A 10,322-nucleotide genomic window follows, 5' to 3' on the forward strand; every position below is an offset into this window, starting at 1 on the left:
CTCTTCATCTGCGCGACCGACGAACATGGAACCCCGGCGGAACTGGCGGCGGCCGAAGCCAGGACCGACGTCGCAGCCTATTGCCATGCGCAGCATGAGATCCAGGCCGGGATCTATCGTCAGCTCGGCCTGTCCTTCGATCATTTCGGCCGCTCGTCCTCGCCGCGCAACCACGCGCTGACCCAGCATTTCTTCCAGTGCCTGGAGCAGAACGGCTTCATCGAGGAGCGGGTGCTCGAACAGGTCTATTCGCCCGCGGACAGGCGCTTCCTCCCGGACCGCTACATCATCGGCACCTGCCCGCATTGCCGTTTCGAAGCCGCGCGGGGCGACCAATGCGAAAGCTGCACCCGTCCGCTCGATCCCGTCGACCTGGTCGCTCCGCGCTCGGCCCTCTCGGGCAGCACTGATCTCGAGGTCAGGCCGAGCCGGCACCTGTTCCTGCGCCAGTCGGCCCTGGTCGGCGAGCTGGAGGCGTGGATCGCAAGCCGGTCCGGATGGCCGCCGCTCGTCACCTCGATCGCGCGCAAATGGCTCAGCGAAGGCATTCAGGACAGGTGCATCACACGGGATCTGTCCTGGGGCGTCCCGGTGCCGAAACCCGGCTTCGAGGGCAAGGTCTTCTTTGTCTGGTTCGATGCGCCCATCGCCTATATCGCCGCCACGCAGGAATGGGCCGATCTCGACCCGGAACGGCGCGACTGGCGGCGCTGGTGGTGGAAGGTCGGAGATGTCGACGCCATCCAGTTCCTCGGCAAGGACAATGTGCCCTTCCACGCCGTCAGCTTCCCCTGCACGCTGCTGGGTTCCGGCGAGCCCTGGAAGAGCGTCGATGTGATCAAGGGCGTCAACTGGCTCACCTATGAAGGCGGTAAGTTCTCGACCAGCCAGCGCAGGGGCGTGTTCCTCGACCAGGCGCTGGCGTTGCTGCCGGCCGACTACTGGCGCTGGTGGCTGGCCGCGAACGCGCCTGAGAACCATGACACCGACTTCAGTTTCGCGCGCTTCGCGGCCGACGTGAATTCCGACCTGGCCGACACGTTCGGCAATCTCGTCAATCGCGTGCTGAAACTCGTCACGGCCCACCATCAGGGGATCGTCCCGGCGAACGGCGCTCCCGGCTCCGCCGAGCTGGCTCTGTCGGATGAACTTGCGGGACATCTGCATGCGCTTCGCACGCATCATGACCGGCGTGCGCTGCGCAAGGCGGCCGAACAGGTCCGCGCGATCTGGCGGCTCGCCAACGGCTATCTCGCGCGGGAGGCGCCCTGGTCGGCCCGCGCCGCCGATCCGGAGCGGAGCGCCGTGGTGATCAGAACGAGCGTGAACCTCCTTGCGACCGCCGCCGACATCGCCTGGCCGTTCATTCCCGAAAGCGCCAGCCGCGTCCTCGCTGCGCTGGGGCGTGCCGACCAACCCACGACTTGGCCCGATGCCGGCGATATCCTGGCCGACCACCATGGCGGACGGCCGCTCGCGTCGCTGCCGCCTCTCTTCGTCAAGCTCTCGCAGGACTGGGTCGCGCAGAACCGGGCACGGTTCGCTGGCCGCTGACCTCGTCGAGGAGGGCGCCCGATCGGCGGGGCTGCGAGTACGGCATGGCCGCGAACTGGCTGCGAGCCTCTCCGCCGGTCCGTTGATGAGCCTGCGCCGCGTGTTGATCTTGCCCGCCCCATCGCGACGAGGCGGGCGAGATCATGCCAGAGGCTGACGGCCCCAGAGCCGACGGGCGAAGGGCGCTCTCTGCCGGCGCGGCGCTTCACCCGTGGGCGGAAACCTCCCCTGTGATGCGCTGCGCCAGGAGCTTGTCGATCCGCCTGCCGTCCATGTCGACGATTTCGAACCGCCAGCCTGCATAGTCGAAATGCTCGCCGATCTCGGGGAGGTGCTCGAGCCGGGCCAGGGCGAAACCGGCGATCGTGTGGAAATCCCCTTCCGCCGAGCGCAGTCGGAAGCCAAGCCGATTGAAGGCATCATGCGCCGGCATCATGCCGTCGATCAGCAGCGAACCATCGTCGCGTTCCACGATATCGGGTTCCTCGCCCTCGACATCGGGCAGGTCGCCGGCAATGGCTTCGAGGAGATCGGTCTGGGTGACGATGCCGTCGAGGCCGCCATATTCGTCGATGACGATTGCCAGGCGGACCGGAGCCTTCTTGAAGCGCTCGAGCACGCGGAAGATCGGCGTCGTCTCGTGCACGATGACGGGGTCGCAGATCACGGCCATGGGATCGAGCGCCTTGCCGTCCAGGACCTGGTCGAGAAGGTCCCGCTTCAGGATCATGCCCAGGGGCTCGTCGATGCCACCGCGCCCGACCAGCAACTGCTCATGGCGACATTCGCGTATGGTCCGCAGCATCTCGTCATGAGTGTCGTCGGCGTCGATCCAGGCGACGTCCCGGCGCGGTGTCATGATGTCGGCGATGCGCCGGTCGCCGATGCTGAGCACGCGCTCGACCAACTCCTGCTGCKCCGGCTGGAGGATTCCGGCCTCCTGGCTTGCCTGGACGAGGAGTTTCAATTCTTCCGGCGAATGCAGGGATTCCTCTCCCGTTCCCGGCCGCAGGCCGCACAGGCGCAGCACGAGATTGCCGAGGCCATTCAGCGAGATGATCGCCGGCCGCAGCAGGAACAGGAAGAGACCGAGTGGCCGCACGATCCAGAGCGCCGTTTCTTCGCTGCGCTGAAKGGCAAGGCTCTTGGGAGCGAGTTCGCCGAGAACGATGTGCAGGGCCGTGATGATGACGAAGGAGATCGCGACCGCGATCGCATGGGAGCTGGCCGTCGCCAGTGAGCCGGGCAGGCCGTTCAGGAGCGGCTCGATCAGGTGAGCCAGAGCGGGCTCTCCGATCCAGCYGAGCGCCAGCGAGGAGATGGTGATGCCAAGCTGCGTCGCGGCGAGGTTGGCGTCGAGATTGTCGACGGCGCGCTTGAGGGCGGCGGCATTCATGCGCCCCGCGGTGACAAGCTCGGAAACGCGGCTTCGGCGCACCGCGACCAGCGAAAACTCGGCCGCAACGAAGAAGCCGTTTGCGGCAACGAGAAGCAATACGGCAAGCACTCCGACCAGGTCGAACATGCTGCCATCGGTACTGGACATGGACTCCGTTCCGGCTGCAGAAGCAGCCATGCGTTGTTGATGGTGGAACCAGCCATAGCATAGCGGGGCGCGCGCTGTATGCGGGGTCTAGTCGCTTGCGCGGAGATCAAAGCTCGTCGATCGCTCATCGAAGCGAAGGTGAAGCGCCTGTCATCCTTGCCAATAGTGGGCGATATGCCATTCTCATCCGATAACATCTGGGGAATTGGCCGTGAAATACAGGTCGATGGGCGTCGGCGATCCTGCGCCGTGGTTCGAGCAGCGTTCCACAAGCAACCCGGCCTATAAATTCTCCAGCGCAGCCGGGCGCTATATTGTCCTGTGCTTCTTCGGTTCCGCCGCGCGCGCAAGCACGGTATCCGCGCTCAAGATCCTGTCCGAGCAGCGCGACCTCTTCGACGACGACAAGATCGCCTTCTTCGGCGTCAGCAACGACCCCGATGACGAGCTCAAGCAGCGCGTCAGGCAGCGCATGCCCGGCATCCGCTATTTCTGGGATTTCGATCTGCTGATCAGCAAGGAGTTTGGCGTCGCGCCCATCGAGGCCGAGCCAGGCACGGATACGCCCCTGCGTCGCGCCTGGTATGTGCTCGATCCGACGCTGCGCGTCATGGCGGTCTTTCCCCTCACCCGCGAGGGCGGCGAGCGCCATGAGGTTGCGGCGTTCCTCGCCGCGCTTCCACCGGTCGACGCGTTCCCGGGCTTCCAGGTGCATGCGCCCGTCCTGGTATTGCCCAATGTCTTCGAGCCGGATTTCTGCCGGCAGCTGATCGCCCTGCACGAGGCCGAAGGCGGCAATGAATCCGGCTTCATGCGCGAGAAGGACGGGAAGACCGTCCTGATCTCCGACCATGCCCACAAGCGCCGCTCCGACGTCCTCATCGGCGACACGGAGCTGATCGGGGTCATTCAGGGCAAGATCGGCAAGCGCATCGTTCCCGAGATCAGGAAGGTCCACCAGTTCACGGTGACCCGCATGGAGCGCTATCTCGTGGGCTGTTACGATGCGCAGACCGGCGGGCATTTCGGCGCGCATCGGGACAACACGACCAAGGGCACGGCGCATCGCCGCTTTGCCGTCTCCATCAACCTGAACGCCGATTTCGAGGGCGGCGAGGTCAGCTTTCCCGAATATGGCGCGCGCAGCTTCAAGCCGCCGCCCGGCGGCGCCGTCGTCTTCTCCTGCTCGCTGCTTCATGCCGTCTCGCAGGTGACGCGGGGCAAGCGCTTCGCCTTCCTGCCATTCCTCTATGACGATGCTGCAGCCAGGCTGCGGGAGGACAATCAGGTGTTCATGGAGGCCGGAGGCAGTTATCTCGCCGGGACGAGCTAAGGCATCGGCCCGAAAGCGTAGATTGCGGTTGGGAAAGCCGATGCAATCACGGAAGTCGCAGACCATAGACCCGATACGATATCGGGTCCTATGATCCCAGGCGCAGCGCCCCGCCACGACCGGTGAATTCGGCCGGCCATCAGGCCAGGCCGCAGCCCTGGCCGGCGGCCTATCTGTCTGCGGCTACAGGCTCTTAAGGTTGCATGGCATATGATGCGTGATCGCGCGGCTGCATTAACGCGCGGCCTGCAGAACGGGGCGAGTGTGTCAGGGACAGCATGACGGTCGGCATCGCAGAGACAGGAACCAGCGCGGCCGCCTCCGCGTCAGGCGTCCCGGCCGACGATGCACGGCTCGTTGCCGCGCTGCTCAGCGGCTTTGGCCTGTTCATCATGATCCTGACCTTGCAGCCCTTTGCCGGTGTGCCCGACAGCACGGAGACCGGGGCCTCGACCGGCAATGTCGTCAACCAGATCGGCTATGTCAGCCTCGCCATCGTCTATCTCGGGGCGATGCTGCGGCTGAGCGAGCGGGCAGCTCTCGCACAGCTGCGCAACAGCACGTGGATCATCGTCCTGCTGGTTGCCGCCTTGTCCACCACGCGCGCACCGGACCCGGAAGCCGCGTTGCGCGGATTGCTGCTGACCGCGTTCGCCATGGTCGTCGTGGTCGGTGTCCTGCTCCTGCCCAGGACGGAGCGGGACTTCGCCAGCGCTGCGGCCAATGCCACGCTCGCCGTGCTCCTGCTGGTCTATGCCGTCATCCTGCTTGCCCCGCATCTGGCGATCCATGGCTCTGAGGGCGTCGAGGGCGGCCATGCCGGCGACTGGCGCGGCCATCTCTCGCACAAGAACTTCGCTGCGCCGGTGTTCTCGATCCTCATCATGTTCGGCATCTATTGCTGGCGCATGGGGTTCAAACTGCGCGGCCTGCTGATCATCGGTCTCGGTGCGATCTTCGTGCTGAACAGCGGTTCGAAGACGACGATGGGCTTCCTGCCGGTGGCGGTCGGCCTCGTTCTGCTCGGCCGCGCCATGGCCGGGCCTCGCCTGATGCTGTTGACCCATGCCGTGCTGGTGCTGCTGGTCGCCGCGCTCACGGTCGGCACCGTGTTGTCGCCGACATTGCTCAGGATCTCGTCTGCCCTGATCTCAGACCCCACCTTCACCGGCCGCGACGAGATCTGGCGCTTTGCCAGCGTCCATATCGGCGAGAAGCCCTGGTTCGGCTATGGCTATTTCGGCTTCTGGCAGACGCCCGTGGTCTCGAYGCTGGAGGAGAATTTCGAGGCGAGCTGGGACGTTCGCGGCATCGGGTCCGCCCATAACAGCTATCTCGATGCGATGGTGATGTTCGGAATTCCGGGCGCGATCGTGATGGCCTGGTGCCTGATGATCCTGCCTCTCAGGAACTATCTCCGCGCCGACCGGGTCGCGGCGAGTCGGAACCTGGCCGACCTCTTCCTGATGATCGTCATCTTCATGACCTATGTCGGCATGCTGGAATCGTTCTTCCTCAATCGCGCCGACCCGCTCTGGATGCTGTTTGCCCTGGCCGTGTCCGGCCTCGAATTTGCCGCCCGCATGGCGACCAGGCGGGTCTGAGGGCGGCCTTCCGCATTTCAGTGCCCGCGCCGTCACGCGCATGGTCGGCGCCAACTGGGTTGCGCCGCAGCGAAAACTGCGACAGAGCTGGGTTCACTAGTCAGGACCCGGTGAAATCCCGGGTGGCTCTTCCGGCCGCCGATCCGCCGGACAACGCAACGACGGAACGATGAACGCCCCGGCCCGGTCCGGAGCTGTCCGTATGTGCGCGCCTCGCCTGCCTGTTGCTCGCGGCGGGGCCATGAAGGCTTCACTCTCCCCATGGCAATCTCTCATCTGCGCAGCGAATGGGCGCCCAACGTCACGCGCGAAATCCTGGCCGGCACGGTCGTCGCGCTGGCCCTGATCCCTGAGGCGATCGCATTCTCGATCATCGCCGGGGTCGATCCCAAGGTCGGGCTCTACGCCTCCTTCTGCATCGCCGTCGTCACCGCCATCGCGGGCGGGCGGCCGGCGATGATTTCGGCCGCCACCGGCGCCATGGCGCTCGTCATGATCACGCTCGTCAGGGAACACGGGCTTGGCTACCTGTTCGCCGCGACGGTCCTGACGGGCATCTTTCAGATCGTGGCCGGCATCCTCAGGCTCGGCAACCTGATGCGGTTCGTCTCGCGCTCCGTCGTCACCGGTTTCGTCAACGCGCTCGCGATCCTGATCTTCATGGCGCAGATGCCGGAACTGCTCGGACGCGGACCCGTCGTCTACGCCATGACCGCCGCCGGGCTCGCCATCATCTATCTGCTGCCACGGCTTACCAAGGCGGTGCCGTCGCCGCTGGTCGCCATCGTCCTGCTCACCGCGGTGTCGCTGTCTTTCGGCCTCGATATCCGCACGGTCGGCGACATGGGCGCGCTGCCCGGCGAATTGCCCGCCTTCGCTATCCCGCAGGTGCCGTTCTCCCTCGAGACGCTCAGGATCATCACGCCCTATGCGTTGACGCTGGCCATGGTTGGACTCCTGGAAAGCCTGATGACCGCGGCGATTCTCGACGAGATGACCGACACCACGTCGGACAAGAACCGGGAATGCGCCGGCCAGGGCGCAGCCAACATCGTCGCCGGGTTCTTCGGTGGCATGGCCGGCTGCGCGATGATCGGCCAATCCGTGATCAATGTCTCGTCGGGCGGCCGCGGCCGCCTCTCGAGCCTGTGGGCGGGCAGCTTCCTGCTGTTCCTGATCGTCGTGCTCGGCCCCTCTGTCGCCCGGATCCCGATGGCGGCGCTGGTCGCCGTCATGATCATGGTCTCGATCAACACCTTCCAGTGGCGCTCGTTGCAGACCTTGCTGATCCACCCGAAGAGCTCCAGCGTCGTGATGCTGGGCACGGTCGCGGTGGTGGTCGCAACGCATGATCTGGCGAAGGGCGTGCTGTTCGGCGTCATCCTCAGCGGGCTGTTCTTCGCCCACAAGGTCACGCGCTTCTTCGCGGTTAGATCCGAGCGCGAGGGTGACACGCGCGTCTACCGCGTCACCGGGCAGATCTTCTTCGCGACCGCCGAAGCCTTCCATGCGGCCTTCGATTTCCGCGAGGAGGAGGTGAAGCAGGTCGTGATCGATCTTGGCGCAGCCCATTTCTGGGACATCACCGCGATCAACGCGCTGGACCGCGTGGTGCTCAAGTTCCGGAACCGGGGCATCGCCATCGAGACGATCGGCGTCAACCAGGCGACCGCGGCGATGATCGAGCGCCTCGCCGTCCACGACAAGGCAGACGGAGCGCTCGCATCGGGCCATTGAAACGGGGGCGCCGGCCGCGGCGATGTCAGTCGCAGCCTGGTTCTGCGCCCGTCGCGTGGGCCTGACTGGTTTCGCTTTGCTCCCGCGCGCGCCGTGTTGACTTAGATAGCGCTGACCGGAACCGCCTCGGCAGCAATCTTCCTCTCGCTGTAGCGCGTGGTGAGATAGGCGGAGCGGTCGCGCGTCAGCAGCGTGAAGCGGACGAGTTCCTCCATCACGTCGACGACGCGGTCGTAATAGGCGGAGGGCTTCATGCGGCCCACCTCGTCGAACTCCTGAAAGGCCTTTGCGACGGAGGACTGGTTCGGGATGGTCACCATTCGCATCCAGCGCCCCAGCACGCGCAATGTGTTGACGGCGTTGAACGACTGCGAGCCACCCGAGACCTGCATCACCGCCAGCGTTCGGCCCTGGGTCGGGCGCATCGAGCCAAGCTCCAGCGGTATCCAGTCGATCTGGTTCTTGAATACGCCGGTGATCGTGCCGTGACGCTCCGGGCTGCACCAGACCTGCCCCTCCGACCATAGCGCCAGATCCCGCAACTCCTGAACCTTCGGGTGGTCCGGCAGGACGCTGTCGGCCATTGGCAGGCCGGCAGGGTCGAATACCCGCGTTTCGGCGCCGAGATGCTTGAGGATACGCTCTGCTTCGAGTGTCAGCAGCCGGCTGTAGGAGCGCGTCCGAAGTGAGCCGTAGAGCAGAAGGATGCGCGGTGGATGCGTGGCGCGCCGGGCGGGCTCGAGCTGGGTGAGATCGGGAGCGACCAGACGGTCGAGGTCGACATTCGGAAGATCGGTCATGACGTTGCCTTTGCAGGATTGCGCGGGCTTCCCCGCTCGTACCAGCCCCTGGAACGGTTCACGATCCAGACGACCGACAGCATGACCGGCACTTCGATCAGCACGCCGACCACCGTTGCGAGGGCGGCGCCGGAGTTGAAACCGAACAGGCTGATGGCGGCTGCAACCGCGAGCTCGAAGAAGTTCGAGGCTCCGATCAGGGCCGAGGGACCAGCGACGCAGTGTTTTTCGCCGGCCGCACGGTTGAGGAGATAGGCCAGTCCCGCATTGAAATAGACCTGGATCAGGATCGGGATGGCCAGGATCGCGATGATAGACGGCTGGGCCAGGATCTGCGCGCCCTGGAACCCGAACAGCATTACCAGGGTCGCAAGCAGGGCCACCAGCGACACAGGCGATAGGGCGGCGAGAAGGCGATGCAGCGCTTCGTCACCGCCGGAGGCGAGCAGGCTCCTGCGGATGAGCTGCGCGATAATGACGGGAACCAGGATGTAGAGCGCGACCGACAATGTCAGCGTGCCCCAGGGAACGGTGATGGCGGACAGGCCAAGCAACAGGCCGMCGATCGGGGCGAAGGCGACGATCATGATCGCGTCGTTCAACGCGACCTGGCTCAAGGTGAAATGCGGTTCTCCCTTGATCAGGTTGGACCAGACGAAGACCATTGCCGTGCAAGGCGCCGCCGCCAGGATGATCAGACCGGCGATATAGGAATCGACCTGGTCGGCGGGCAGGTGAGGGCGAAACAGCCAGCCGATGAAGAACCAGCCCAACAGGGCCATCGAAAACGGCTTCACGGCCCAGTTCACGAAGAGTGTGACGCCGATCCCACGCCAGTGCTGGCCGACCTGGCGCAAGGCGGCGAAGTCGATCTTCAGCAGCATCGGGATGACCATCAGCCAGATCAGGACTGCCATCGGCAGGTTGACCCTCGCGATCTCGGCGCTGCCGATCGTTTGAAAGGCGCTCGGGAACAGCTGGCCGAGCGCGACGCCGGCAAGAATGCACAGAGCCACCCACAGCGTCAGGTAGCGTTCGAACGTGGACATGCGATTTTCCCAAGGCATCGGCCCGAAAAGTGGATTGCGGTTTTCGGGGCAAAGCCGATGCGAACACAGAAAGCATCGGCCCGAAAAGTGGATTGCGGTTTTCGGGGCAAAGCCGATGCGAACACAGAGAGTTAGATCATCGGGCCGGATGCGATATCTCGGCCGATGATCTCACCGCTCGCGATGCGGCGGCCGGCCTCATCGACGATGCGCTCGCCGTCCTCCTTGACGAACGGACCGCGCTGCGGCGGCAGCAGGTCAATCACCTCTTCCGAGGGGCGGCACAGCCTCACGCCGTTCGGTGTCACCACGATCGGTCGATTGAGCAGGATCGGGTGCTTCTCGATTGCGTCGAGCAAGGCGTCGTCGCCCAGCGACGGATCTGCAAGGCCGAGTTCGGCGAATGGCGTCCCCTTCTCGCGCAGGACCTGCCGGAGCGTGAGACCCATCCGCGCGACCAGGTCCACGATCATCGCCCGGGACGGTGGCATCTTCAGGTAGTCGATGACGTGAGGTTCGACGCCGGCGTTCCTGATCAGGGCAAGCGTGTTCCGCGAGGTTCCGCAGTCGGGATTATGGTAGATGATGACGTCCATCGGCGGGGACCTTCGGTGGGCAGCAGGGAACGAGTTCGTCGATGAGCGGTTGGCACAGGTCTGCCCGCCCGCCGCAGCAATCCTTCAGCAGGAAGGCGATCAC

Annotated in this window: 8 protein-coding genes and 1 other annotated feature; of the genes, 4 read left to right on the forward strand and 4 right to left on the reverse strand. The window is 65.0% G+C overall.

All coding sequences use genetic code 11. The features are described from left to right. Positions 1 to 1,554 (forward strand): methionine--tRNA ligase (metG, locus tag AC1D34_RS27365; RefSeq protein WP_476825897.1); only part of this gene is annotated, 1,554 nt, incomplete at its 5' end. Positions 1,555 to 1,759: 205 nt separating this feature from the next. Here metG and AC1D34_RS27370 read toward each other — a convergent pair. Further along, a complete protein-coding gene (locus tag AC1D34_RS27370) occupies positions 1,760 to 3,100 on the reverse strand; it encodes a hemolysin family protein (RefSeq protein ID WP_476825898.1) in 1,341 nt (446 codons plus the stop codon). A gap of 211 nt (positions 3,101 to 3,311) precedes the next feature. Here AC1D34_RS27370 and AC1D34_RS27375 point away from each other — a divergent pair, with 211 nt between their 5' ends. The 3 genes from AC1D34_RS27375 to AC1D34_RS27385 all read left to right on the forward strand — a co-directional run bounded on the left by AC1D34_RS27375 (position 3,312) and on the right by AC1D34_RS27385 (position 7,774). Next, on the forward strand, positions 3,312 to 4,433 hold the full coding sequence (locus AC1D34_RS27375; protein ID WP_441504575.1) for a 2OG-Fe(II) oxygenase: 1,122 nt from the start codon (positions 3,312 to 3,314) through the stop codon (positions 4,431 to 4,433). Positions 4,434 to 4,711: 278 nt separating this feature from the next. Next, on the forward strand, positions 4,712 to 6,037 hold the full coding sequence (locus tag AC1D34_RS27380; RefSeq protein WP_476825899.1) for an O-antigen ligase family protein: 1,326 nt from the start codon (positions 4,712 to 4,714) through the stop codon (positions 6,035 to 6,037). Positions 6,038 to 6,137: 100 nt separating this feature from the next. Next, positions 6,138 to 6,193, forward strand: a sequence feature (sul1 is cis-regulatory element that is thought to sense ions involved in sulfur or methionine metabolism; They are found in Alphaproteobacteria). A 105-nt stretch (positions 6,194 to 6,298) separates the two neighbouring features. Continuing rightward, entirely contained in the window at positions 6,299 to 7,774 is a 1,476-nt protein-coding gene (locus tag AC1D34_RS27385) for a SulP family inorganic anion transporter (RefSeq protein ID WP_441504573.1), read from the forward strand. Between the two features lie 101 nt (positions 7,775 to 7,875). Here the strand turns inward: AC1D34_RS27385 and arsH are convergent, their stop codons facing one another. From arsH to arsC, 3 genes are all read right to left on the reverse strand, one after another. Beyond that, the gene (arsH, locus tag AC1D34_RS27390) at positions 7,876 to 8,574 is read right to left on the reverse strand and encodes an arsenical resistance protein ArsH (RefSeq protein WP_441504572.1); all 699 of its coding nucleotides are present in this window, start codon (positions 8,572 to 8,574) and stop codon (positions 7,876 to 7,878) included. After that, on the reverse strand, positions 8,571 to 9,623 hold the full coding sequence (gene arsB, locus AC1D34_RS27395) for an ACR3 family arsenite efflux transporter (RefSeq protein WP_476825900.1): 1,053 nt from the start codon (positions 9,621 to 9,623) through the stop codon (positions 8,571 to 8,573). The genes arsH and arsB overlap by 4 nt, the downstream gene beginning before the upstream one ends. Positions 9,624 to 9,754: 131 nt before the next feature. Next, positions 9,755 to 10,219: an arsenate reductase (glutaredoxin) gene (arsC, locus tag AC1D34_RS27400; RefSeq protein ID WP_441504570.1), complete on the reverse strand. Its 465-nt coding sequence runs from the start codon at positions 10,217 to 10,219 to the stop codon at positions 9,755 to 9,757. Between the last annotated feature and the right edge of the window lie 103 nt (positions 10,220 to 10,322).

The sequence above is a fragment of the Allobosea sp. P1_A7 genome, from assembly GCF_056406775.1.

Bases quoted from the DNA above. Each gene is read 5' to 3' on its own strand.
- arsC (WP_441504570.1), bottom strand. From the start codon at position 10,219: ATGGACGTCATCATCTACCATAATCCCGACTGCGGAACCTCGCGGAAC.
- AC1D34_RS27385 (WP_441504573.1), top strand. From the start codon at position 6,299: ATGGCAATCTCTCATCTGCGCAGCGAATGGGCGCCCAACGTCACGCGC.
- arsH (WP_441504572.1), bottom strand. From the start codon at position 8,574: ATGACCGATCTTCCGAATGTCGACCTCGACCGTCTGGTCGCTCCCGAT.